At 61.5% G+C, this 23,389-nt stretch carries 20 protein-coding genes and 1 tRNA gene; 13 read left to right on the top strand and 8 right to left on the bottom strand.

The genetic code is table 11. The features are described 5' to 3' along the window. Positions 1-4: 4 nt before the first annotated feature. Together BUA36_RS10080 and BUA36_RS10075 are read right to left on the bottom strand one after the other, a co-directional pair. Positions 5-973 carry a chemotaxis protein gene (locus tag BUA36_RS10080; RefSeq protein ID WP_072784057.1) on the bottom strand — a complete coding sequence of 323 codons (969 nt, stop codon included), beginning with the start codon at positions 971-973 and terminating at the stop codon, positions 5-7. Between the two features lie 147 nt (positions 974-1,120). Next, a tRNA-Gly gene (locus tag BUA36_RS10075) sits at positions 1,121-1,196 on the bottom strand. 116 nt (positions 1,197-1,312) lie between these two features. Here BUA36_RS10075 and BUA36_RS10070 point away from each other — a divergent pair. From BUA36_RS10070 to BUA36_RS10045, 6 genes are all read left to right on the top strand, one after another. Further along, positions 1,313-2,947, top strand: a complete 1,635-nt coding sequence (locus BUA36_RS10070) for a Na+/H+ antiporter (protein ID WP_072784056.1) — start codon at positions 1,313-1,315, stop codon at positions 2,945-2,947. Between the two features lie 66 nt (positions 2,948-3,013). Further along, positions 3,014-4,015 (top strand): sensor histidine kinase, encoded by a 1,002-nt coding sequence (locus BUA36_RS10065; RefSeq protein WP_229255660.1) that lies wholly within the window; start codon positions 3,014-3,016, stop codon positions 4,013-4,015. Next, complete coding sequence (locus tag BUA36_RS10060; RefSeq protein WP_072784054.1) at positions 4,003-4,734, top strand: LytR/AlgR family response regulator transcription factor; 732 nt, start codon at positions 4,003-4,005, stop codon at positions 4,732-4,734. Before BUA36_RS10065 ends, BUA36_RS10060 begins: the two co-directional genes overlap by 13 nt. 74 nt (positions 4,735-4,808) lie before the next feature. Next, complete coding sequence (locus BUA36_RS10055; RefSeq protein WP_072784052.1) at positions 4,809-5,222, top strand: hypothetical protein; 414 nt, start codon at positions 4,809-4,811, stop codon at positions 5,220-5,222. Positions 5,223-5,325: 103 nt separating this feature from the next. Further along, a complete protein-coding gene (locus BUA36_RS10050) occupies positions 5,326-7,128 on the top strand; it encodes a DUF3857 domain-containing transglutaminase family protein (protein WP_167544274.1) in 1,803 nt (600 codons plus the stop codon). 2 nt (positions 7,129-7,130) lie between these two features. Further along, on the top strand, positions 7,131-7,847 hold the full coding sequence (locus BUA36_RS10045) for a hypothetical protein (protein ID WP_072784048.1): 717 nt from the start codon (positions 7,131-7,133) through the stop codon (positions 7,845-7,847). 2 nt (positions 7,848-7,849) lie between these two features. On the opposite strand, the gene BUA36_RS10040 is transcribed toward BUA36_RS10045, so the two are convergent. Next, complete coding sequence (locus BUA36_RS10040; RefSeq protein ID WP_072784046.1) at positions 7,850-8,473, bottom strand: hypothetical protein; 624 nt, start codon at positions 8,471-8,473, stop codon at positions 7,850-7,852. Positions 8,474-8,620: 147 nt separating this feature from the next. Here BUA36_RS10040 and BUA36_RS10035 point away from each other — a divergent pair, with 147 nt between their 5' ends. After that, entirely contained in the window at positions 8,621-9,832 is a 1,212-nt protein-coding gene (locus BUA36_RS10035) for an acyltransferase family protein (RefSeq protein ID WP_072784045.1), read from the top strand. Here BUA36_RS10035 and BUA36_RS10030 read toward each other — a convergent pair. Continuing rightward, complete coding sequence (locus tag BUA36_RS10030; protein ID WP_072784044.1) at positions 9,768-12,176, bottom strand: penicillin acylase family protein; 2,409 nt, start codon at positions 12,174-12,176, stop codon at positions 9,768-9,770. The two genes, BUA36_RS10035 and BUA36_RS10030, sit on opposite strands and share 65 nt — an antisense overlap. Before the next feature lie 77 nt (positions 12,177-12,253). Continuing rightward, positions 12,254-13,192, bottom strand: a complete 939-nt coding sequence (locus BUA36_RS10025) for a bifunctional helix-turn-helix transcriptional regulator/GNAT family N-acetyltransferase (RefSeq protein WP_072784043.1) — start codon at positions 13,190-13,192, stop codon at positions 12,254-12,256. A 152-nt stretch (positions 13,193-13,344) separates the two neighbouring features. Between BUA36_RS10025 and BUA36_RS10020 the strand changes: the two genes are divergently transcribed. The 3 genes from BUA36_RS10020 to BUA36_RS10010 all read left to right on the top strand — a co-directional run bounded on the left by BUA36_RS10020 (position 13,345) and on the right by BUA36_RS10010 (position 14,675). Continuing rightward, a complete protein-coding gene (locus BUA36_RS10020; protein ID WP_072784042.1) occupies positions 13,345-13,848 on the top strand; it encodes a GAF domain-containing protein in 504 nt (167 codons plus the stop codon). Next, a complete protein-coding gene (locus BUA36_RS10015; RefSeq protein ID WP_072784041.1) occupies positions 13,841-14,260 on the top strand; it encodes a response regulator in 420 nt (139 codons plus the stop codon). The genes BUA36_RS10020 and BUA36_RS10015 overlap by 8 nt, the downstream gene beginning before the upstream one ends. Positions 14,261-14,330: 70 nt before the next feature. Next, positions 14,331-14,675: a four-helix bundle copper-binding protein gene (locus BUA36_RS10010; RefSeq protein WP_072784040.1), complete on the top strand. Its 345-nt coding sequence runs from the start codon at positions 14,331-14,333 to the stop codon at positions 14,673-14,675. On the opposite strand, the gene BUA36_RS10005 is transcribed toward BUA36_RS10010, so the two are convergent. The 3 genes from BUA36_RS10005 to BUA36_RS09995 all read right to left on the bottom strand — a co-directional run bounded on the left by BUA36_RS10005 (position 14,672) and on the right by BUA36_RS09995 (position 17,811). After that, positions 14,672-15,310, bottom strand: coding sequence for a hypothetical protein (locus tag BUA36_RS10005; RefSeq protein WP_139260465.1), 639 nt, complete (start codon positions 15,308-15,310; stop codon positions 14,672-14,674). The two genes, BUA36_RS10010 and BUA36_RS10005, sit on opposite strands and share 4 nt — an antisense overlap. A 142-nt stretch (positions 15,311-15,452) precedes the next feature. Further along, positions 15,453-16,223: a hypothetical protein gene (locus tag BUA36_RS10000; protein ID WP_072784037.1), complete on the bottom strand. Its 771-nt coding sequence runs from the start codon at positions 16,221-16,223 to the stop codon at positions 15,453-15,455. A gap of 82 nt (positions 16,224-16,305) precedes the next feature. Then, a complete protein-coding gene (locus tag BUA36_RS09995) occupies positions 16,306-17,811 on the bottom strand; it encodes an AMP nucleosidase (RefSeq protein WP_072784035.1) in 1,506 nt (501 codons plus the stop codon). A gap of 126 nt (positions 17,812-17,937) precedes the next feature. On the opposite strand from BUA36_RS09995, the gene BUA36_RS09990 reads away from it, so the two are divergent. From BUA36_RS09990 to BUA36_RS09980, 3 genes are read left to right on the top strand one after another with little or no spacing between them, the layout of a single operon-like run. Next, positions 17,938-21,978, top strand: a complete 4,041-nt coding sequence (locus BUA36_RS09990) for a Pls/PosA family non-ribosomal peptide synthetase (RefSeq protein WP_072784033.1) — start codon at positions 17,938-17,940, stop codon at positions 21,976-21,978. After that, the gene (locus BUA36_RS09985; protein ID WP_072784031.1) at positions 21,975-22,583 is read left to right on the top strand and encodes a 4'-phosphopantetheinyl transferase family protein; all 609 of its coding nucleotides are present in this window, start codon (positions 21,975-21,977) and stop codon (positions 22,581-22,583) included. The genes BUA36_RS09990 and BUA36_RS09985 overlap by 4 nt, the downstream gene beginning before the upstream one ends. Beyond that, the gene (locus BUA36_RS09980) at positions 22,580-23,383 is read left to right on the top strand and encodes a hypothetical protein (RefSeq protein WP_139260463.1); all 804 of its coding nucleotides are present in this window, start codon (positions 22,580-22,582) and stop codon (positions 23,381-23,383) included. The genes BUA36_RS09985 and BUA36_RS09980 overlap by 4 nt, the downstream gene beginning before the upstream one ends. The last annotated feature ends 6 nt before the right edge of the window (positions 23,384-23,389 follow it).

The raw sequence follows: 23,389 nt of genomic DNA, 5'->3' as shown, positions 1-23,389 counted from the left end.
TTTATTACGCGGTGGCGGCGGCTTTGCCCAGCACATTGCGGATGGTGCCAGCCAGATCCTCTGCCGAGAACTTGGCCACGTACGCATCGGCGCCGACGCCCTTGACGTGATCTTCATTGGTCTTGCCGGACAGCGAAGAGTGGATCACGACAGGAATCTTGCCGAAGCGCGGGTCCTGTTTGATCAGGCGGGTCAGCGTAAAGCCGTCCATCTCCGGCATTTCCAGGTCGGTCAGCACCATGGCGACACGGTCGCCAATTGGCACGCCTTCGGCCTTGGCGCCTTCGGAAATCGACTGCAGGCGATCCCAGGCTTCCTTGCCCGACTTGGTCATGATGAAGTGCACGCCCATCGCTTCCAGACCTTTTTCGATCAGGTTGCGCGCCACCACGGAATCGTCGGCGGCCAGCACCACCGCGCCCGGTTTCAGCAGCACTTTCGGGCCAATGGTTTCCGGATCGATGTCCGCGCGTTCCGGCGGCACCAGTTCACGCAGGATGGTTTCCACGTCCAGCACCTGCGCCAGGCGGGTGTTCTGGGTATCGCCGTCGACGCGCGCGATACTGGTGACCTTGCCGCCAGCCGTACCTTCGGCCGTCAGCACCTGGCTCCAGTCCAGACGGACGATTTCATCCACCGATTCGACCGCGAACGCTTGCGTGGTGCGCGCGAATTCAGTGACCAGCATAATATTCAGACCAGTTTTTGGGGTCACACCGACGATGCCTGGCAAATCCAGCACCGTGATGATTTGTCCGCGCAGGTTCACTACGCCCAGCATGTGTGGCGGGGATCCGGCCACAGCAGTTACTTCGGGCATTGCCACGATCTCGCGGATTTTGAAGACGTTAATACCGAACAGCTCGGAATGTTCGCCGTTGGCGTCACCGCCCAGGCGGAACAGGAGGAGTTCGAATTTGTTGGAGTTGGTTAGGTTACTGCGCTCATCAACTTCCTGTTGAACAGATTTCATGGGTTTCGTCTCCTTCGGTGGTCCTCACCCAGTATAACGTTTGCCACTGGGCCGCGTCACATTTTGAGGGGGAAGATGTTGTATTGGAGAACGATAAACAACAAAAAAGGAAGCCCACGGGCTTCCTTTTGATGTGCTACTGAATTCTGGAGCGGGAGAAGAGTCTCGAACTCTCGACCTCAACCTTGGCAAGGTTGCGCTCTACCAACTGAGCTACTCCCGCAGAAGGCAGTATTATGACAGAAAGATTTCCGTTCCGCCAGAGTACCGCCCAACTTTTTACCGAACTGCCAATAGTGTAAGCTTAAGCCGTTTTACTACCGGGATAGAAGGAAGGGAATGGATTCAATTGAAGTTGTGCTGATTATGCTGCTGGCCGTGGTGGCCAGCGCCTACATCCGCCGTGTGCTGCCGCGCGCCATACCGCTGCCGCTGGTGCAGATCGCCCTCGGTGCACTGATCGCCGCCAAGTCCTCGCATGGCGTGGACCTGGAGCCGGACCTGTTCTTCCTGGTCTTCCTGCCGCCGCTGCTGTTTCTGGACGGCTGGCGCATTCCCAAAAGCGGCCTGCTGCGCGACAAAGGCACCATCCTTGAACTGGCGCTCGGACTGGTAGTGTTCACCGTGGTCGGCGCCGGCTTCCTGATTCACTGGCTGATACCCGCCATGCCGCTGCCGGTGGCGTTTGCGCTGGCGGCCATTGTCTCGCCGACCGACCCGATCGCGGTCAGCTCGATCGCTTCCAGCGCCCCCATCCCGAAACGGCTGATGCACATTCTGGAAGGCGAATCGCTGCTCAATGACGCTTCCGGCCTGGTGTGCTTCCGCTTTGCCGTGGCGGCCGCCATGACGGGCGCCTTCTCGCTGCAAACCGCCACCCTCACCTTTATCTGGCTGGTGATCGCGGGGCTTGCCGCCGGCGTCGGTCTGACCCTGGTGGTGACCTGGGCGCAGCGCTGGCTGGTGCGCCACTTCGGCGAGCCGCCTGGCTCGCCGATCCTGGTCAACCTGCTGATCCCCTTTGGCGCCTACCTGGTGGCGGAGCGCCTGCATGCATCGGGCATCCTGGCTGCAGTGGCGGCCGGCATCACCATGAGCTACGTGGAGCTGAGCGGCCACGCGCACGCCAACACGCGCATCCAGCGTTCGGCCGTGTGGGACACCGTACAGTTCTCGCTGAACGGCGTGATGTTCGTGCTGCTGGGCGAGCAATTGCCGGACATCTTCTTGCTGGCTGGTACCTCGCTGGAGGAAAGCGGCCATGTGAACCGCTGGTGGCTGGTGGCCTACGCGTTTGCCATCACCTTCGGCCTGCTGGTGCTGCGCATGGCGTGGGTGTGGGCGTCGCTGCGCCTCACCATCTTCAAGCAAAAAGTGCGTCACCGTCCGCGCCACAAGATCAATCCACGCCTGCTGCTGGCGACCACGCTGGCCGGTGCGCGCGGCACCATCACGCTGGCCGGCGTGCTGACGCTGCCGCTGGCGCTGCCGGATGGCTCGCCCTTCCCCGCGCGCGCACTGACCATCTTCCTGGCCTGTTCGGTGATCCTGATTTCACTGCTGGTCGCCAGCATCGGCCTGCCGCGCCTGCTGGCCGGCATGACCTTCCCGGCCGAGCCGGAAGAGCAGCAGGAAGAAGACATCGCCCGCCGCGCCGCCGCCAACGCGGCGATTACCGCGATTGAAAAGACCCAGATCGCGTTGATGGAATCCGACGCCTGCATCGATCCGGAAGTCTACCCGCAAGCAGCAGCGCGCGTGATCGCGTTTTATGAGCACAAGCTCAAAGAGGTGGATCCGGACACCGAACAGGCGTGGCGCAAGACCGACTATGCAGAAAAGGAACTGCGGCTGGCCGCGCTGGCGGCAGAGCGCCGCACGGTATTCGACCTGGCCCGCCATGACCATATCTCCGACGAGATCTCGCGCAAGCTGGTACGCGAGATCGACCTGATGGAAGCACGCTACCGTTAACCACCGATGCTACGTTCCCGCACCCGACTGCTGCTAATCCTCGCCTGGCTTTTGTTCTGGGCGCTGATGATATCAACTGCCGTGCAGGAATACATTCGCGATGGCGGCCATGAGTACTGGAAGCCGATCCTGTGGGAGACTTCGTCGGCCTTCACCTGCACCCTGCTGCTGGTGACGCAGCGCCGTCTGACACGAAAGTACGACGGCCTGGTCTCCTCACCGATACGCTGGTTTGCACGGCAGCTGGTGTGGCTGCCGATGTACTGGATTGCCTTCGTCCCGGTGGCCTTTGGTATCCGCCATGCGGTATATGCGCTGAATGGACAGGTCTATACCCACACGCCATGGCCGCAGACCTTCCTGTATGAAGACGTGAAGATCACGGTGTTCTTTACCACCTTCACCGGCATCGTGTTTGGCGTGCTGTCGTTTTACGCCATGCTGGAAGAGCGGCTGCGCGTGGAGCGCGCCAACGCCTCGCTGCGTGAGGCGCAGCTGCTGCGTTTAAGCCAGCAGATGCAGCCGCACTTCCTGTTCAACGCACTCAATACGATTTCATCGCTGATGTACAGCGACGTGCAGCGTGCCGACGCCATGCTGATCCAGCTGTCCGATGTGCTGCGCGCCACGCTGGATGTCGGCGAGCGCCATCTGGTACCGCTGGAGACCGAGCTGCGCCTGCTGCGCGGCTATGCAGCGCTGATGGGCGAGCGTTTCTCGGACCGCGTCAGCATCAGCTGGCAGATCGACGACTCGCTGCTGGCCTGTGAAGTACCGGTCATGAGCATGCAGCCGCTATTGGAAAACATCTTCAAACACACGGTTGAAAAACAACGCCAGCCGGCAGCCATCCACATCTCGGTGCAGCGCGAGCAGGACCTGCTGGTGCTGCGGCTGGAAGATGACCGTGGCACGCTGGCCGCCGGTGACCCGTCTGGCCATGGCATCGGCGTACGCAATCTGCGCGAGCGGCTGGCAGCCTTGTACGGCAAGCGCGCCACGTTCGACCTGATTCAATTATCGCCCGCCGGCGTGCGGGCGGAAGTGAGACTGCCATGCGTATCCTGATCGTCGACGACGAACGCCCTGCCCGCGACAAAATGCGCCGCATGCTGGCGCAGGAACCCGGCATCAGCGCCATCGAAGAAGCGCGCGACGGTGTTGAAGCACTGGAGCGCCTGTCCACGTTCGCGCCGGATGTGCTTATGCTCGATATCCAGATGCCCGAGATTACCGGCTTCGATGTCGCCGCCTCGTTACCGGAACCGGCGCCGCTGGTGGTGTTTGTGACGGCCTACGATGAATACGCCATCCGCGCTTTCGATGCCAATGCCATCGACTACCTGCTTAAGCCCTACGACCAGGTGCGCCTGCAACGCGCCATGCAGCGCGTACGCGAACGGCTGCCGCAGCGCGCTGTCACAGCAGCGGCGCTGGCAGAAGCCCTGCCCGCCGTCGCACAGCTGCTGGTCCCCGAACGCAATGGCACGCGCGTGGTCAAGGTGGACGACATCCAATGGATAGAAACGGCTGACAACTATGTCATTCTGCACACCGCCGAGGGCGAGCCACTGATGCGCCAGACGCTGGCTGGCCTGCTGGACAAGCTGGGGCCGCGCTTCATCCGCTGCCACCGCCGCGCTGCCGTGCAGTTGAACTGGATCGCCAGCATCGTCAATCTGGAGAAAGGCGATGGTGAACTGCTGCTGCGCGGCGACGCCCGTGTTCCGCTGAGCCGCCAGTACCGCGCCGACGTCGAAGCCCGTCTTGTATCGCTTTGTAAATAGTGACAAATGGTGTATTTCCGCACGCAGCAATCTCCTTACAATCCGTTCAACTAATTTCATAGGGACGTAAGGACATGATGAAAAAGATCGCTGCCAGCCTGGCGGTACTGTGCTCGATGCAGGGCTGCGCCTCCATCAATGTCGATCAGATCACGCCAAACGGCGGCCTGGTCACCGCAGCGCGCAACGGCGCAGCGTTTGAAGAAATCCCGCAAACGCAAATCCACCAGCGAGATACGCTGGTCGTTATCACCCGCCTCAAATGGGACCCGCAAGCGGGTAGCGCCGGTACCCACGCCGTCAACTGGACCTGGTATGAAGGCGATAAGGTCGTCGCCGTGCGCGACAAGAACATGAGGCTGGAAGCCAGCCCATACCGCATGTATTGGCGCATGCCTGCCAGCGGCTTTGATCCCGGCCATTACCGCGTGGTGGTTTCGATCGACAAGAAAGTCATCGACACGCAAGACTACGACATCATCCAATAACAAGAAATAGCATTCAATGAAGCTGAAGTTACTCGCGGCGCTGTGCGCCGCTGCCCTGCTTTCCTCCCACGCTTTAGCGGCTGATGATGGCACTGACAGATCGGTGTCCGTATTAAAAAACCTGCAGCACTTCGTCGTCCAGCGTGACGGCAGCTATATGTCGACGGAAGAAACGCTGGTGCAGCTGAATGAACAGCGCGCCATTGCCGGTGAAGCCCAGCGCCAGTTCCATTTCAACCGCACGCTGGAAGACGTCGAGATCGTCGAAGCCTACACGGAAAAACCCGATGGCCGCCGCATAGCGGTGCTGCCCGGCCAGATCAAGCTGCAGCAGGAACCAGCCTACGCGGGTGCGCCCATGTTCCAGGACATGCAGGTTAAAACGGTGATCTATGCCGAGGTGGAAGTGGGCGACAAGCTGTATTCAAAAATCCGCAGGAAGCGCAGCAGTGCGCAGTTTAGTGGCCAGTTTTATGACAGGACCACGCCTTACTTCAATCCGACCAAGCAGCAGACCCTGATCTACGACCTGCCCGCGGACATGCAGCTCAAAGTCGACGAACGCGGCTACATGGCCAGCCCGCCGGAACAGCACGAGAACCGCACTGTCTACCGCTGGGACTATCTGCCTGCCGACAATGCGCGCATTGAAGCCGACGCCGTTGCTTACTCCGACTACGGACAGCATCTGATTGTCTCGACCTTCGACAGCTACGGCACCATCGGCCTCGCGTACGACCGCGCTGCCAAGGCAGCCGCCAAGGCTACGCCGCATATCGAAGCTAAAGCGCGTGAACTGGTACAAGGGCTCAGCGATCCGCGCGAAAAAGCACATGCCATCGGCAATTGGGTACGCAAGAATATCCGCTACGTCGCAGTCTACATTGGCAACGGCGGCATCGAACCGCACAGCGCAGAATCAATCCTGAAGAACCGCTACGGCGATTGCAAGGATCACGTTGCGCTGATGGAGGCCATGCTGGGCGCTGTAGGCATCGACAGCACGCCAGCACTGATCAACTATGGCAGCGCCTACAAGCTGTCACCGGTAGCCCACATGGAGCCGTTCAATCATGTGATTACCTATATTCCCGGTCTCGATTTATACATCGATTCAACTGCAAACAATCTCGCCGTCGGCTATCTGCCGTTCTGGGATCTGGACAAGCAGGTCATCCTGACGCGGACTGGCGCCATGGGCCATACGCCGGTATCGCAAGCGGGCAAGGTCAAAAATGTCTATACGGTGCAGATTGCCGCAGACGGCTCAGCCCAATTCAGATTCACACGCGACAATCTGGGCTCCTGGGAAGAAGAGGTCCGTACCGAAATACAGAACTGGAACAAGAACGACCAAAGCCGCTTCGTCGAAAGCCTGCTCAAGGCAAATGGCATCAAAGGCAGCGGCACTGTGGACGCCGGTGATCCGGATAATACGAACACCGGCAAAGGCTATCAATATAGCTTGCATGGTAAAGGAGAAAACTGGGCCTACCTGCCAGGAACGGTTGGCCTGGTTGCAGCGAGCAGCTTGTATGCCGGGCTGTGGAATCAGGTGTTCAGGATGACCAACGAAACGACCCGTACCCAGCCTTTCATCTGCTATGAGAACGACTTCGAAGAACAGGCAAGCTACCAGTTTCCGCAGAACGCCAGGCTGCTCGCCGTGCCGCCCGACGTGGACATCGCCAGTCCCTACTTCCAGTACCATGCCAGGTTCAAACAGACCGAGGGCAAGCTGGTGATTGAACGCAGCCTCAAAAGCGGCAAGGCCGGCACCAAAGTCTGCACGCCGGAAGATCAACTGGCCATGCAGGCCGACATCAAGAAAATGGTGCGCGACCTGCGCAGCCAGTTCATCCTGCAAGTGCCTGACCTGCCGGGCGCCTCGGCATCCGCGAACTAGACATGTCCATCTCTCCCTTAAAGCTGATCGCGGTATTTCTGACGGCGATAGCACCGGCGCTGTCCGGCGCCGCGCCGCTGTTTAACGAAAAGGCGCTAGTGGCGCCGCATATCCACGTCGAATCTGCATCGCAGTTTGTGAAGTGGAGCGGCAAGCCAGTACCACAAGGCGCCTACGACAAGGCCTACTACAACAGGACGCGTCTCGGCACGGTCAGTTTCGGGCCCAAGCTGAAAGTCCATGTCGACATGATCGAAGACATGATGCACTTCCCTTCCTACTACGAGCTGGTGGACGTGGTGACCGGGGCGGTGCTGGGCAAGTATGCCGTGTTCAATCCTGATGACGCAGAATGGTATTTCGCGGGGAACGGCATGGCGTATCTGAACCAGCTGCACCTGTCGCTATGCGGGCCGCGCTATACCAGGAAGATCGTTCAAAAAGAAAAAGCGCTCGCCGAAGCCGTGCAGCCACTCATCTACATCGGCACAGAAACGCAGGTACAAGGGACGGTCCGGCTGTTTGAATCGCCTGCCAGCAAAAACGTGGTGGCGACACTCGCGCCAGGAACGACAGCCTTCGTGATCGGCCTGCAGCCCGGGAAGGATCAAAAAACCGGCGCCACCTTGCTCGTCAAAACCCCGTTTGGCCTCACCGGCTGGCATGTCGCGGACGGCGCAGCAGATAACGGGGCACTGGAAATCTACCAGTGCAATTGACGCTACCTGGGGACGTCAATCGAGATCTGATTCTGCACCGAGGCCACGTGAATCTTCATGAGTTCAGGCGGCGTCTCGCCCAGCGCGGTCGATAGATCAAATTGCAGCAGCTCGCTCTGCACCGCCTTGCACTCGTCCTGCAACGGGTTGTGGCTCAGGCGCAGGATGATCTGCGGCGGGAAGGACTTCAGGAACGCACCATCCCAGCCAAGCTGAAAACTGTGCGGCCCGCAGCCACCGGCATAGCGCACGTTCAGAAACAGCTGATCGCCCTGAATCGAACCAGCCTCCAGGAATATCGGCGCCTTGCCGATATCTTCTGCATTTTTTACCGCCCTCAATACCGTAATCAACCGCTCATTTTGCCAGCTGATGCGAACACCCCTCACTTCAGGCTTGTCGCTGACGACAACACTGACCGGAAAGTGTCCGATACTGGTGGCAGCGGCCCCCACCGGCGCCGTGCCCACAAGCTGGATATCGAGAACGCCATCTCCCGGAAACATCACGTATTCCACAGGCTGCAGGCCAACATTGGTCCAGCCCAGGGTTGGCGTGGTCGCCATGGCGTCCACTTTCAGAAAACCATCATTGGTCACGCTTAAATCGACATCGGCAATCTTCATAAAAGTTACCTCCAGTTGGTTGGGCGGAGATTGATTGTATCAACTAAACAAGTCCGGCTCACCCCAAAATGCGCCCATTTCGCCCCACGGCGATGGACGCAGGCACGGGGCGCCATTAATCTGGATTCATTACAAAAAGGAGCCAGAATGAATCATAGCAACCGCCTCTACTTCCTCGACTGGATACGGATTTTCGCCTTCTGCGTGCTGATCTTCTACCACACCGGCATGTACTACGTGACCTGGGACTGGCACGTGAAAAGTCCTTTCGCCAGCGATGCCATCGAGCCGCTGATGATCCTGTCGTCGCCATGGCGTCTGGGCCTGCTGTTCATGATTTCGGGCGTGGCCACCGCCTTCATGCTGAAAAAATTCCGCGTCGGCGCGCTGCTCAGGCAGCGCAGCTGGCGGCTGCTGGTGCCGCTGATCTTCGGCATGTTCGTGATCGTGCCGCCGCAGGCGTATTTCGAAGTGGTGGAAAAAGTCGCCTACCAAGGCAGCTACGCTGAATTCATGCGGCTGTATGTAAGCGGCTACCATGGCTTCTGCCGTGGCACCGACTGCCTCGCCATGCCGACCTGGAACCACCTGTGGTTTGTCGCCTATCTGTGGGCCTACACCATGATAGCCGGATTGATCGTGTGGCTGCTGGGCGCGCGCTTCCAGAAAGCCAGCGATGCACTGGGCCGTCTGCTCAGCGGCTGGACAATTGTGGTGCTGCCGGTGCTGGTACTGGCCATCGCACGCTTCACGCTGGCCGACCGCTTCCCCGCCACGCACGCGCTGACCAATGACTGGTACAACCACGCCCAGTACTTCTTCCTGTTCTCGCTGGGCGCACTGATGGCGGTGCAAGGCGGCCTGTGGGCGAAAATCGAAACGCTGCGTTGGACCAGTCTTGGCCTGTGGCTTACCAGCTGGGCGCTGATCGTGTGCTACTGGTCGATGCCGGAAGCGCTGGCCAACACGCCCGAAGTCCAGCAATGGCGGCCGGTATTCCGCGTCATCTACTGCCTGTGCCAGTGGACGCCCATCCTGACCGTGTGCGGGTTCGGCCGCCGCCATCTGAATTTCGACAGCGCCAAGCGCCGCTACCTGACCGAAGCCGTGTTCCCGGTCTACATCCTGCACCAGACGCTGATCGTCAGCATGGCGCACTGGATGAAGCCAATCAAGCTGGCGCCAGGCATCGAAGGCGTGTTCCTGATCGTGCTGACCTTCGGCTTCAGCTTCGGTGTCTTTGAAGTGGTGCGCCGCATCGCCGTGCTGCGCCCACTGTTCGGTCTCGGCCCGCTTACTTCACAAACGTCAGCGTATGCTGCGCAGGTCCCGGCAGCAGCGGCGACTCACGGCCAGTAACCCAGTCCATGCGGCCATCCAGGAAGTAAGGCGACAAGGGATGGCCGCTCTGGCCGCCCGGCATGTTGAAGATGCCCTGCTCTTCGTGGCCCGGCGACACGGTCAGGCGCTCCGACTGGCCGAACGTGGGACCGGACACGCGCGGCATGTGCTGGTCGCCCGGCAGCATATCCGGCGCCACCTTCAGGTATTTGCCCACTACCGGCAGCACCGCTGCAAACGGATGCGCGCTGGCCGCCGTATTGCGCTGGCCCCAGGTCGCCTTGGCCAGCGGCTGGCCATCTTTGGTCAGGTCCTTGATGACGCGGTCCATGGCGGCAAGCTGCAAGGCCTGCCAGTCCGCGTACTGCGGTGGCAGCCAGGCGGCTGGCTGCTGGTCCAGCAGGCGCGCCACCACCACCGGCCAGCGCGAGCTGACCGACGCCATGCTGGCTTTGCTATCGACCCTGGCCAGTTCGGCGTTGGCGCTCTCGTACAGGATGTCGTACACGGCGTACATGAAACCGCGCGTGATGCGGTAGCCGGCGGAATCCACGCTGGCCTTGCCGCTCCAGTTATCCTTCAACAGCGCCAGCGCTTCGGTGCGCTGCGCGTTGCCGTTGATCGCCTTGGCATCCAGCGTGGCCAGCGCACGCTCACGCCAGGCGGTCAGGAATACGGCACGGTCATCAAGGCCGATGGCGTAGACTTTTTTCACGTCCGTCTTCGCTCCCAGCGCCGCCAGGTCGTCGCGTACCTGATGCGTGCGCGCGCCGAGGTCAAAGCCGCCGTCGCCGATTTTCTCCGCGCCGTTGCCTGCCAGCTGGCGGCTGTTGGCGGTGGCGATGTGACCATCGGCGGGATTGATCACTTTCGGATACTCTTCCGGCGCCAGCCAGCCTTGCCATACGCCCGCCGCATCATCGGCCGTCATCGGATAGGTCGACGCCACGCCAGCCGGTGCGCGGCGCGGCAGCGGACCGGCGATCGTCCAGCCGATATTGCCCTTGTCGTCACCGCCGACAAAATTCTGCGCCGGGATGCCCAGCGTCGGCGCGATCGCCAGCGCCTGTTCCAGCGTGTCTACCACTTCCAGGTTGCGTGCATTGAAGTTGGTGGCGGCTGGGGTATGCGCCGTCCAGTGCAGCGCATAGCTGCGGCCCAGCGCTTCGCGGATCGGTCCAAGCGAGGTTTCGCGTACGATGAGTTTGACCGGCGCTGCGCCTTTCACCAGGATGGTTTCCTCGTTTTCGGCCGGCGTCTCCCAACCCGCCTGCGTGCGTACCTGGCCGGGTCTGGAGGCATCCGTGTCCAGTGCAATGAAGTCCATGTAGTCGCCATAGCTGTTGGTGAAGCCCCACGCTACACGGCCGTTACTGCCCACCACCACAAACGGCGTACCTGGCAACGTCACGCCCACCAGGCGCCGCTGGCCGCCCTTCCCGTCCGGGAATTGCAGGGCCGCGCGGTACCAGGTGTTGGGCAGCTGGATGCCAAGGTGCATATCATCGGCCACGATGGCGGCGCCGGTATCGCTACGGCTGCCGGCCACCGCCCAGTTGTTGCTGCCAACGGTATTGAGGAATTCAGCCGCCGCCACTTTGGCCGGCGCTGGCGCATCCGCCGCTTTCGGCTTGCCCCACCATGCCGGCGGCGCGGCAGGGATGGCAATGTCGCTGGCGGCAATGCTGTTCGCATCCAGCGGCGCGTCCCATGGTGACGCTTCTGGCGCGAGGAAGGCGCGCTGCTCCTCGGTCGTATGCTCCTTGAACCAGCCACGCGCCAGTTCACGCGGCTCCTGGCTGCCTTGCAGGTCAAAATACATTGCCCAGATCACCAGCAGCGAGTCGGCCGGCGCCCACGCGCGCGGCGGCATGCCGACCAGCGCATACTCGAACGGCTTGGCGCTGAGGGCATTCAAACCGGCGTTGACGCCTGCCACATAACGCTCCAGCAGCGCGCGGTCGGCGGCGGGCATGGACTTGACTGCCAGTTCGGCACGCGCGCGGAAGCGGTGCAGGCGGTGGGATTTATCCAGCGGCAGCGCACGTTCGCCGAACAGCTCCGACAGCTCGCCCGCCGCCACACGGCGCAGCAGATCCATCTGGAAGTAACGCTCCTGCGCATGGACGAAACCGGTGGCATAGGCGACGTCACCCCGGCTACCGCCGCTGATGACCGGCACGCCATGCGCGTCGCGCGCAATGCTGGCCGTGGATTCAAGGCCGGCCGCTTTCAGCGTGCCATCCAGCTGTGCGAGACTGCCGCGCAGGTACAGCCAGGCGCCGGCGATTGCCAGCACCAATAAAGCCAATAGGATAAACAGGACACGCCTGGACCACACCAGCAGCCGGTTCTTTTGCATACCATCCCCATGTTGTTTAAACGATTAGTGGAGGATATTGCCAGAGCCGCGCCAGCGGAGCAATCAGCTACTTGATGTCACAGATCGCGCTCCCACGTTTCGTTGACCATATCCTGCCCAAAAGCGTGCACCGGTTCTTCCGCCACCAGCGCATAGCCCTTGCTGCGGTAGATGTGACGCGCTTCTTTCTGCTGGTCGGTGGTCCACAGGCGCATCTTGCGATAACCCGCGTTCCGCGCAAAGCGGTGGCATTCGTCGACCAGGCGCGAGCCCAGTCCGTAGCCGCGCGCCTCCTCTTCCACCAGCAGCAGGCGCAATTTGGCCACGCCTTCCTCGCCGCTGCGCGCCACGGCGATGGAGCCGACCGGCTCGCCCGCCATTTCAGCGATCCAGCAATGCTCCAGCTGCGGATCGAAGTCGCGCTCGAAATCGGCGCAGATCTGGCCTACCAGCGTTTCGAAACTGCGGTCCCAACCCTGCTCCTGGACGTACAGATCACCATGGCGGCGCGTGATCCAGGCCATGTCGCCGGCACGGTGGGCGCGCAGCACGAACGGCTGCGCATACTTCATGCCCTCTGCGGAGTCGAGCAGTTCGCGGATGGTGTTCATCGCGTCCAGCATGCGCAACTGGTCCGGTTCATCGAAGCGCGATAGCATGTCGCCCACTTCTTCGCGCGAGCGGCGGTCCAGCGGTTCATACACGGCGCGGCCGTGTTCCGTCATGTGCAGCAGCTTGGCGCGGCCATCGGTGGCCGATGGGACTTTGCCCACCAAGCCTGCGCTCTCGAACTTGGCGATGATGCGGCTCAGGTAGCCGCGGTCCAGTCCCAGGTCGCGGCACAGCGTGGCGGATGGCTGGTCGCCGTGGTGGGCCAATTCATACAGTACGCGCATTTCGGTCAGCGTAAAGTCGCTATGCAGCAGGCCTTCGCGCAGCACGCCGATCTGGCGCGTAAAGAATCGGTTAAACGAACGGACCGCAGCAACGCGGTCGCTGAAAACAGGGGCAGGCATGGGGACTCCGGCTAGCGTCAACGGGCCGATTGTGCGATAAATTGCTGACTCAGTCAACATTGTGTCTCATCGCGGCACCAGATGCGCCATCTGTGGCCAGTAATGTTAGAGTAAGCACAACACGACTACGCGGCCGTGCGCCGCCCCTTGCCATGTTAGCTGCGCCGATCCCTGCTTACGACAGCGAACGCCTCGCCGCGCTGCGCGCGATGCTGATACTCGACACGCCACCCGAAGCGCGCTTCGACAAGGTGGTCCAATTTGCGGCGCAGGAGTTTGACGTGCCGATCGCGCTGATCTCACTGATCGACGATAACCGCCAATGGTTCAAGGCCCGCGTGGGACTGGACGTGTGCGAGATGGGCCGCGACGTCTCCTTCTGCGGCCACGCGATCCTGCAGCCGGACATCTTCGTCATTCACGATGCGCGGGCGGATGCGCGCTTTGCCGACAATCCGATCGTCACCGGCGCGCCCTACGTAATTTTTTATGCCGGCGCCCCGCTGCCCATGCCGTCCGGTTACGTCATCGGCACGCTGTGCCTCATCGATCACAAACCGCGCACACTCGACAACACCGAGCTGGCCATTTTCTCCTCGCTGCGTGACTTGCTGGTGGAAGAACTAGGCAATCCTGCGGAGGCCCCTCATGAGTGAAGCGCCAGTCAGGAACCTGAACATGCTGCTCGTGGAAGAGCAAACGCTGCTGCGTAAAACCGTGTCGCTGACCGCGCGTTCGCTGGGCCTGGGCACGGTACACGAAGCCGCCAGCATGCAGGCGGCGGAACGCATGCTGCGTGAGCGCGCCTTCCATGGCGCCGTCATCTCGATCGACTGCGGCGCGGATGAGAACTGCCATTACAACCTGGCCTTGCTGGATAAAGTACGCAACGGCTTGTCGGCCAGTGCGGCCAGCATTCCCATCGCCGTCATGGTGGACCAGGCGACTGCGGATCTGATGCGCGAACTGCGCGAGCGCCACGTCAACCGTGTCATCCTCAAACCCTTCCGCGCCAAGATACTGCTGGAAGCATTTGAATCGTTCGGCACGGTGGCCGCCCAAAGATAGGCAACGTACAGAGCCCGGCTACCCCCACGCCTAGCATGGAAGTTTTCCAAGCCAAGCACAAGGAGCCGAAATGGATGAAATGCCTGACATGCAGGACTGCATCGACGCCTGCACCAACTGCCATCAAGCCTGCCTGCAAACGGCATTACGCCACTGTCTGCAGATGGGCGGCAAGCACGTCGAACCGCAACACTTCCGCCTGATGATGGACTGCGCGACGATCTGCGAAACGTCCGCCAATCTTCAGCTGAGCGGTTCGCCATACAGCGCGCAGTTGTGCGCCTTGTGCGCAGACATCTGCTATGCCTGCGCGCTCAGTTGCCGTGACCTGGACGGCATGGTGGAATGCGTCCGCGCCTGCGAAGCGTGCGAAAAAAGCTGCCGCGCAATGGCGTCAGGGCAAAACAGGCTTTAAAGCTGATCGCAGTCAATCGGGATGAAGGTGTTCGGATCGCCGCAGCGCCAGTAATCATTCTGGCAGTTGCATAGGCATCTGGCGATACCGCTCGGGTAGCTCTTGCCGAAGAACTTGCACCAGTAATTGCAATATTTGAACGCCTCTTCGCAGGTATTCTGCTCGCCGACACCGGAACTGCCTTCTTCCGGGTCCCAGATGCCGACCGGGCCAAGCGGGCGTTCATTTCTCCCGGGAGGGCGCTTGGCCATTGGTCTGCGGGGCCGGGCCGCGCCGGCCGGAGGCATATTGTCCTGAAAATACGCTTGCGCCTGTTCCGGCGTAGGCAGCGAGCGGGCCTGGGCGTTGGCGGCGAGCTGCCCCAGGACGTCGGCCAGCGTGGCGTCCTTCAACCCAATTTCCACCACGATCAGTTGCTTGCCGCAGCACTCATGGGTCTGGTCGGTCGGCTTGACCCAGTCGATGGCCTCCTTCCTGATTTTGAGTGCGGTGTTGCAGGCACATCTCGCGCCGCTGTTAAACGGCGTGACTTTCACCAGATCGGGTTCTGTGAGTGCTTCAATGGTGACCAGCAATTGGGGTGGCGCAGCCTGCTTCTGCAGCAGATCATCAACTGAAATTCGTTCCTGGGACATCAAAGCCTCCATGAAGATAGCGATAGACTGCGCGGCAAATCGTCGGGACGCTGATCGCACCACGCAGACCATAAGTCGGCTTTGAATATAGGCGGCGTGGTTTAAATAGTCAATTGAATACCGGAGTGCCTGACCAATATTCCTAGGGCACCAGTGGTTTGCCCTCAATCATCATGCGAAAACGCTCACCGGAAAAGCCGGCGAAATGCGCGCCATAGATGGCTTGGCCGATGGCTTCATACTGGTTTGAGCTGCCAGCCTCAAGCGACACAATCGCGTCGGGATTTTGTTCCTTAACGATGCGCAGGGCGGCAGTGACTTCTTCCCGGGTGCGCAGTTTTTTATCACCCAGGTGTATATAGCTGTCGTCGCTGACGACCAGATGCACCACGTTGTTCATGTTCGCCTCTTCATGGGGAGAAACCGGCTGCGCGGACAACCCAAGCACAGCACGCACCAGCTTATTAGCGCGTTGGCTGGTGTTGGCGTCAGCGGCAGGAAAATGCAGATCAAACGACAGCACTTGCGGCGCATTGCTGTCGTCGGCAAGGTTCAACTCGTAAAACACCGGCTGCCCATCGTCTGCAGTGGCGCCATATCGAAACTGGACGAACTTCTGCAGGGATGCATTATTACGCGCCGGAACCAGCAGCTTGATGGTTTTACCGTCCGGCAGCATGGGAATCGCGTGCATCGTCGAGAAACCACCGACGCTGTCATCTGCGCGCTTCAGCATCTGCGCCGTTGCTGCCGCATCCACGCCCGGCGCGAACATCGCTGCCGCATCGTTCACGCGGTGATGCTGCAACGCGTCCACAAACTGTTGGGCGACAGTGGCCGGGCTGTCAGCAGCAAAGCAGGCGGCCGATGTGCACAGCGCAACGGCGCCCAGGCTAGCCAGGATCAATTTCATGTTCAGTCCACTTTTTATTAATGAACACGCAGGATACTTGATCGCAAGCCACAAAAAATCTCACATTCTCACCGTCGCCGCTTTACTGGAAAGCCACCTCCGTAAAACTGCGCAGCTTGCGGCTGTGGAGCTTGTCCACGCCCAGCGCCCGCAGCAGTTCCATCGCGCGGATGCCGATGCGTAAATGCTGGTCAACCCGGTCGCGGTAGAACTGGTTGGCCATGCCGGGCAGCTTGATTTCTCCATGCATGGGCTTGTCGCTCACGCACAGCAAGGTCCCATACGGAACGCGGAAGCGGAAGCCGTTGGCGGCAATGGTGGCGCTTTCCATGTCCAGCGCAATCGCCCTGCTCTGGCTGAAACGGCGCTCCGGGGTGCGCTGCGGCATCAGTTCCCAGTTGCGGTTATCGGTGCTGGCCACCGTACCCGTCCGCATCACGCGCTTGAGGTCATGCCCCGTGAGCTGCGTGACTTCCGCCACCGCCGCCTCAATTGCCACCTGCACCTCGGCCAGCGGCGGAATCGGCACCCATAGCGGCAGGTCCTCATCGAGCACGTGATCTTCACGCACATAGCCATGGGCCAGCACGTAATCGCCCAGCTCCTGCGTGTTGCGCAGGCCGGCGCAGTGCCCCAGCATCAGCCAGGCATGCGGGCGCAGCACGGCGATGTGGTCGGTAATCGTCTTAGCGTTGGCGGGACCGACGCCAATATTGACCATGGAGATGCCGGTGCCATCGGCACGCACCAGGTGGTAGCCCGGCATCTGCGGCATGCGCGGCAGCGGCGCGCCGTGGGCGTCACCCGGCGCCACGGCCTGGCCCACACGGCGCATCACCAGGTTGCCCGGCTCGACAAAAGCGATGTAATCGTCGCCCGGCGCACCGGATGGACTGGCCATGAGTTCATGTCCCAGCTTGATGAATTCGTCAATGTAGAACTGGTAGTTGGTGAACAAAACAAACTTCTGGAAATGTTCGCACGAGGTGCCCGTGTAATGGCGCAGGCGCTGCAGCGAATAGTCCACGCGCGGCGCCGTGAACAGCGACAGCGGCTGCGCTTCACCTGGCGGCGGCTCGTGGGTGCCGTTGGCGATGCCGTCGTCCATGGCCGCCAGGTTGGGCAGGTCGAACACGTCGCGCATCAGCAGGCGGCGTTCGGCGGTCAGGCTGCCTTCGATATGTTCATGCTCGGCAAACGAGAAGTGAATGGGTATCGGCTGCGCGCTGGTGCCAACTTCAATCTTGACGTGATGGCTGCCATGGTTCTTCAGCAGCAGTTTGAATTGCTGCAAATAGTAGCGAGCGAACAGATCCGGCCGGGTCAGCGTGGTTTCATAAGTGCCAGGGCCGGCCACAAAACCAAACGCCAGCCGCGAATCGGCGCGGGCCACGGTGTCGGTATGCACACGGACAAAGGGATAACAGGCACGGACATGGTCGCCGACGTCTTCGCCAGCGACAAAACGTTTCATGGAGTCGCGCAAATAAGCGATGTTGGTTTCATAGATAGCCAACACCTGGTCATAGGCCGCCTGGGCGTCATCAAACTGCTCAGGGGCGATGAATGGACGGTGATTCGTAGTCATGCGGCTCCTTCGATTTTCAACTCGTATTTCCTATTGTAAAGGCTGTAAGCAGAACTTGCATTCTCCCCCTAGGGGAACCAACTGGCGTACCGTACAATGGCGGCTAAATCAGAATAAAGTATCAGCATGAATCAACGCGTAATACAGCTCAATCCCGATGTTCTTTTTGGCCCGCAGCAGGACCATTTACTGCGCGAGGAAATCCTTGCCGACCTGCTGGAAGCCACTGCCGCACGCACGCCTGACCAGACGGCGCTGATTTTTGGCGACCGTTCCTTGAGCTACCGCGAATTGAACGCCCAGGCCGATCTGGTTGCCGCGCGTCTGATCGCGGCGGGCGTGCAGCCCGGCCAGATCGTCGGGTTGTGGCTGGCACGCGGCATCGAGCTGCTGGTGCTGCAAGCCGGTATCGCCAAAGCCGGCCTGGCCTGGCTGCCGGTGGACGAAGACACGCCGGTCGAACGCCTGCAGGTCTGCCTCGATGACGCCGCCGGCGCCGGCGTGCTGACCAGCGCGGCATTGGCGCCACGCCTGGACGGCATCGGCAAGCCTGTGTGGACCGCCGAAGCCCTGCTGGCCGCTCCCGCCGCCGGCGAAGTGCTGGCGCGCCGCGGCGCCGTCTCGCCCGACGTACCGGCTTACGTGATCTACACCTCCGGCTCCACCGGCAAACCCAAAGGCATTCTCATCACCCAGCGCAGCATCTGCCACTTCCTGCGCAGCGAGAACGCGGTGCTGGGCGTGCAGGCCAGCGACAAGGTCTATCAAGGCTTTTCGGTGGCCTTCGATATGTCGTTCGAAGAAATCTGGATCGCGTATCTGGTCGGCGCGACGCTGTGGATCGGTCCCAAGGAAATCAGCGGCGATCCGGAAACCCTGCCGCGCATGCTGGAGCAAAACCACGTGACGGTGCTGCATGCCGTCCCGACCCTGCTGGCCCTGTTCAACCAGGAAGTGCCCAGCCTGCGCCTGATTAATCTCGGCGGCGAGGCTTGCCCGGAATCGCTGGTGCAGCGCTGGTCGCGCGACGGCCGGCAGATGTTCAACACCTACGGCCCGACCGAAGCGACCGTATCGGCCAGCCTGGCGCGCCTGCAGCCCGGCCAGCCAGTCACCATCGGCACACCGCTGCCCAACTACGGCTTGCTGGTGATCGACACCAACACCGAACCGGCCATCGCCGCCACCGCACCACATGAACCGGCACTGCGCCTGCTCGCACGCGGCGAGGTGGGCGAGTTGTGCATCACCGGCCCGGGTCTGGCGGCGGGTTATCTGGGCCGCCCGGATCTGACGGCGGAAAAGTTCCTGCTCAATCCCTGGTCCAGCGGCCCGCATGATGCGCGCCTGTACCGCACCGGCGACCTGGCCCGCATCGGCACTGACGGCGAAGTGGTTTGCCTGGGCCGCGCCGACGACCAGGTCAAAATCCGCGGCTTCCGCGTGGAGCTCGGCGAAATCGAAGCCCTGCTGGCGCAGCAGCCTGGCGTCGGCACGGTTGCCGTCCTGTTGCGCAAGGACGACGGCATCGACCAGCTGGTCGCCTACATCGTCCCGGAAGGCGCAGCCGCGCTGGAGCCGCGCGAACTGCGCACCGCGTTGGCAGCAAAGCTGCCGCCGTACATGGTCCCCAGCCGCTACGAGATGCTGGACGCCATGCCGCGCCTGACCTCCGGCAAAATCGACCGCAAAACACTGAAAGCCCGGCCACTCAGCGCAGCCCAAGCCGGCAGCGCGGAAGACTCGGACCTGCCCGAAACGCCAGCAGAAGCAGCCCTGTTTGCCGCGCTGGCGACGCTGTTCCCCGGCCAGCCCATCCTGCGCCAGGCCGACTTCTTCAGCGACCTTGGCGGCCATTCCTTCTTTGCCGCCCGTCTGGCTTCATCACTGCGTGCCGATCCACGCTACGCCCACATCACCGTGCGCGACATCTATCAGCAACGCCAGATCGGCAAAATCGCCCAGGTGCTGGCTGACGCGCCGGACACCGGCGCCGAAGAACAGGACTGGACGCCGCCTTCGACGCTGAAACGCTGGATATGCGGCATAGCGCAAGCTGCGGCCATGCCGCCGCTGGTCACGCTGCGCATGGCGCAGTGGCTGGCGCCGTTTTTCACCTACCACTTCTTCACCGGCGATCCGGGCGACTCGGTGGTGCGTGCGATCGCCGCGTCAGTTGGTGTGTTCCTGTTGGCGACCATCATGGAATTCGGTATCGCCATCGCTGGCAAATGGCTCATCGCCGGCCGCCTGAAAGCCGGTGTCTACCCGCTGTGGGGCATCACCTACTACCGCTGGTGGCTGGCCGACCGCCTGGTCGAAGCCGCGCCGGCCTATCTGCTCAGCGGGTCCTCGCTCAACGCATGGTGGTTGCGTGCATTGGGCGCCAAGGTTGGCAAGGACGTCACCATCGGTTCGATGACGCTGCGCGTACCGGACCTGCTGCACATCGGCGACAAGGTCAGCATCGGCAACGCGGTCAACTTTGAAAACGCCCGCGTCGAACGCGGACAGCTGCATCTGGGCCAGATCACGCTGCAGCAGGATGCCTGCATCAGTTCCTACGCCATCATGGAAGGCAATACACGCGTTGAGGCGCTGGGCCATCTGGAAGGCCAGTCCGCACTGGCCGACGGCGGCGTCGTACCGGCAGGGCGTGTGTGGGCAGGTTCGCCAGCGCGTGACATGGGCGCGTTCACCAGAACGCTGCCACCGCGTCCAGCCACTGGCGCCGCGCGTCATGCGGCGGAAGCGCTGTTCTTCATCCTGGGCACCCTGCTGATTGTGACGCTGTTCTTCATGCCGGTATTCCCAAGCTTTGTACTCATCGACTGGTTCGACGAGGCCAACTGGCTGCCATGGATACAGGGCGACGACATGCGAATTCGCCTGCTGCGCTACTTCCTGCTGGCCTTCCCGGCCAGCGCGGTGCTCATCATCCTGACTGCGCTGGTGTCGGCCGGCATCCGCTGGAGCGCGCTGCCGCGCCTGAAACCGGGCCAGTTCCCCGTGCACGGCAATACCTACTGCGCCAAATGGCTGGTGAGCCAAATCCAGGAATCCAGCCTGAACGTCCTGCACGGCATTTATGCGACGGTGTATGCGCCATACTGGTATCGCCTGCTCGGCGCCAAGGTAGGCAAGGATGCGGAAATTTCCACCGCGCTGGGCGTGGTGCCGGACATGCTGACGCTGGGTGACGAAACCTTCATCGCCGACGCCGTGATGCTGGGCGACGAGGAAATCGACGGCGGCTGGATGGTCATGAAGCCGACGGTAATTTCACACCGCAGCTTTGTCGGCAACGGCGCCTACATCCCGGATGGCACGGTGCTGCCCGAGCATGTGCTGATCGGCGTGCATTCGCGCGCGCCGGATAATCAACACATGAAGGACGGCGACACCTGGCTCGGTTCCCCGCCGATCAATCTGCCGGCGCGCGAGCAGACCAGCGGCTATCCGGAACATTTGACCTTTCACCCGTCGCCACTGCGCCGCCTGGGCCGTGGTTTGATCGAGGCCTTCCGCATCGTGGCGCCGCACGCGCTGGTGATTGCGGTGGGCTACACGCTGGTGCTGGCCGTGATGCCTGCCGCAGGCGCAGGACGCTGGGGCGAAGTGATCTGGGACCTGGCGCTGGCGGGCCTGGGCTACGGCATCGGCAATTACTTCTTCGTGGTCCTGCTTAAATGGCTGCTGATCGGGCGTTATCGCAAACAGTCGGAACCCATGTGGACGCCGTTTGTCTGGTTGTCCGAAGGCGTGACCAATCTGTACGAAGGGATCGCGGTGCCGAACTTCATGCGCTACCTGCGCGGTACGCCGTGGCTGCCGTTGGCCTTCAATGTGCTGGGCTGCCGCATAGGCAAAGGCGTGTACATGGACACCACCGACATCACCGAATTCGATTGCGTACGCATCGGCGACAATAGCGAACTGAATGCGCTGACCTGCCCGCAGACGCACCTGTTTGAAGACCGCGTCATGAAAATCGACCATGTCTTCATCGGCGAGCGTGTCTACATGGGGCCACGCGCGGCGGTGCTGTACAGCGCAGCGGTCGGCGATAACGCCCGCCTTGGCCCGCTCACGCTGGTGATGAAAGGTGAGCACATCCCGGCCAACGGCAACTGGGCAGGCTGCCCGGCGGCCCCGACGCGCAAATGAAAACACTGGCCGTCCAGCTCTGGCCCGGTCCCGTGCCGGTGCCGCAGGACGGCCTGTTTGCGATTCTGATTGACCTCACGGCCACGCCGCCACCGGCAGGTCCTCAGCGTGATATCGCCCGCAGCCGGATTCGCCTCGCCACCCGCGAGGCGTTGGCCGCCGTGCTTCGCGTGCGCGTTGGCGACATCAGCATCGCCTCACAACCGGGCGAGCCGCCACGCATCCTGCTGGCCGGCAGCGTATGCCGTATCGGCTGCTCGTTCAGCCACGACGGCAATTACGCGCTCGCCGCAATCAATCTGCAAGGCCCTGTCGGCGCGGACCTGATGCAGATTCAGGACATCCCCGACTGGCAGATAGTCGCCCGCGACTATCTGGGGCAGGATGCCGTCGCCGCATTGCTGGCTGCGCCGGACCGCCCTCTCGCCCTCGCCGAAGCCTGGACCCGATACGAGGCGCGGTTAAAACTCTCTGGCCTGGCTTTATCCGAATGGACCGGCCATGCGCCGGACGCGGCGATCCACTTGCAATCGCTTGTACTTCCCGCCGGGATGGCCGGTACATTGGCCTACCGTCCCTCAGATACGACAACACCACGACAATGATCAAACGCCTCCACCGCGCTGCCTGTACTTTGTTCTGCCTTGCCAGCCTTGCTGCAATGGCGGCGCCATATGAGGAATACGCCTTGGCCGCACAGCAGTTTGCACAACTCAGCACTGCCGCAGCTAGCCAGCATGGCATGCCAAGGCGCAGTGACCCGCTTACAGCGCAAGTTCTGAATACGCTGGCTGACCACAGGCGCTTCCTGGACACGCAAACCTTCTCCAGCGCTGACATGTCATCGCTGAATACCATGTGCAGCCAGGCCAACCAGATCGTCATCGGCTACCTGCTGTACGATCTGGCGGCGAAGGTAGACAAGTCAATCACCGATCCTCAGCGCGTTGCTGCCGCCGTCGCTGCGGTGGGCGCGCGCAATGCGCTCACCTACCAGGACGAAATGACGCTGGTGATGGCATTCAATCTGCGTTGCCAGGCCAGGCAAATGCCTTTGCTGGCCGAGTTGACGAAAAATCTTAAGCCTGAAGAAATGACCAATGAGCGCCGCGCAGGATTGGAGCAGATGCGCAAAGGTTTGATGCAGGCCTATCTCGGCACGGCGCAAAGTGCTGGCACCTCCGAGATCCGCTTTGAAAACCGCCGGCAGATGATGTCCGCGATGGCAGATGTCACACCGTCGTTTTCTCAGGTGTTTGATCTGGAGCGTCGTGAAGCCGCGCTCAAATTCTGGCTGATGCAGGCAGCGAACATGCCCCCTGAATTCAGCACGCAGTATCAGCAGGTCATTACCGCGCTGCGCTCTACACAATGCGATATTATTTGCGGCATATCCAGCAAATAAGGAGAC

Origin of the sequence: Duganella sacchari, assembly GCF_900143065.1 — a bacterium.
Lineage (GTDB): Bacteria > Pseudomonadota > Gammaproteobacteria > Burkholderiales > Burkholderiaceae_D > Rugamonas > Rugamonas sacchari.
Note: the sequence above shows the minus strand (reverse complement) of the source record. Positions and strands in the feature narration are given on the sequence as shown.

Coding starts and splice junctions, on each gene's coding strand:
- BUA36_RS10080 (WP_072784057.1), bottom strand. CDS start 973: ATGAAATCTGTTCAACAGGAAGTTGATGAGCGCAGTAACCTAACCAAC.
- BUA36_RS10070 (WP_072784056.1), top strand. CDS start 1,313: ATGGATTCAATTGAAGTTGTGCTGATTATGCTGCTGGCCGTGGTGGCC.
- BUA36_RS10065 (WP_229255660.1), top strand. CDS start 3,014: ATGATATCAACTGCCGTGCAGGAATACATTCGCGATGGCGGCCATGAG.
- BUA36_RS10060 (WP_072784054.1), top strand. CDS start 4,003: ATGCGTATCCTGATCGTCGACGACGAACGCCCTGCCCGCGACAAAATG.
- BUA36_RS10055 (WP_072784052.1), top strand. CDS start 4,809: ATGATGAAAAAGATCGCTGCCAGCCTGGCGGTACTGTGCTCGATGCAG.
- BUA36_RS10045 (WP_072784048.1), top strand. CDS start 7,131: ATGTCCATCTCTCCCTTAAAGCTGATCGCGGTATTTCTGACGGCGATA.
- BUA36_RS10040 (WP_072784046.1), bottom strand. CDS start 8,473: ATGAAGATTGCCGATGTCGATTTAAGCGTGACCAATGATGGTTTTCTG.
- BUA36_RS10035 (WP_072784045.1), top strand. CDS start 8,621: ATGAATCATAGCAACCGCCTCTACTTCCTCGACTGGATACGGATTTTC.
- BUA36_RS10030 (WP_072784044.1), bottom strand. CDS start 12,176: ATGCAAAAGAACCGGCTGCTGGTGTGGTCCAGGCGTGTCCTGTTTATC.
- BUA36_RS10025 (WP_072784043.1), bottom strand. CDS start 13,192: ATGCCTGCCCCTGTTTTCAGCGACCGCGTTGCTGCGGTCCGTTCGTTT.
- BUA36_RS10020 (WP_072784042.1), top strand. CDS start 13,345: ATGTTAGCTGCGCCGATCCCTGCTTACGACAGCGAACGCCTCGCCGCG.
- BUA36_RS10015 (WP_072784041.1), top strand. CDS start 13,841: ATGAGTGAAGCGCCAGTCAGGAACCTGAACATGCTGCTCGTGGAAGAG.
- BUA36_RS10010 (WP_072784040.1), top strand. CDS start 14,331: ATGGATGAAATGCCTGACATGCAGGACTGCATCGACGCCTGCACCAAC.
- BUA36_RS10005 (WP_139260465.1), bottom strand. CDS start 15,310: ATGTCCCAGGAACGAATTTCAGTTGATGATCTGCTGCAGAAGCAGGCT.
- BUA36_RS10000 (WP_072784037.1), bottom strand. CDS start 16,223: ATGAAATTGATCCTGGCTAGCCTGGGCGCCGTTGCGCTGTGCACATCG.
- BUA36_RS09995 (WP_072784035.1), bottom strand. CDS start 17,811: ATGACTACGAATCACCGTCCATTCATCGCCCCTGAGCAGTTTGATGAC.
- BUA36_RS09990 (WP_072784033.1), top strand. CDS start 17,938: ATGAATCAACGCGTAATACAGCTCAATCCCGATGTTCTTTTTGGCCCG.
- BUA36_RS09985 (WP_072784031.1), top strand. CDS start 21,975: ATGAAAACACTGGCCGTCCAGCTCTGGCCCGGTCCCGTGCCGGTGCCG.
- BUA36_RS09980 (WP_139260463.1), top strand. CDS start 22,580: ATGATCAAACGCCTCCACCGCGCTGCCTGTACTTTGTTCTGCCTTGCC.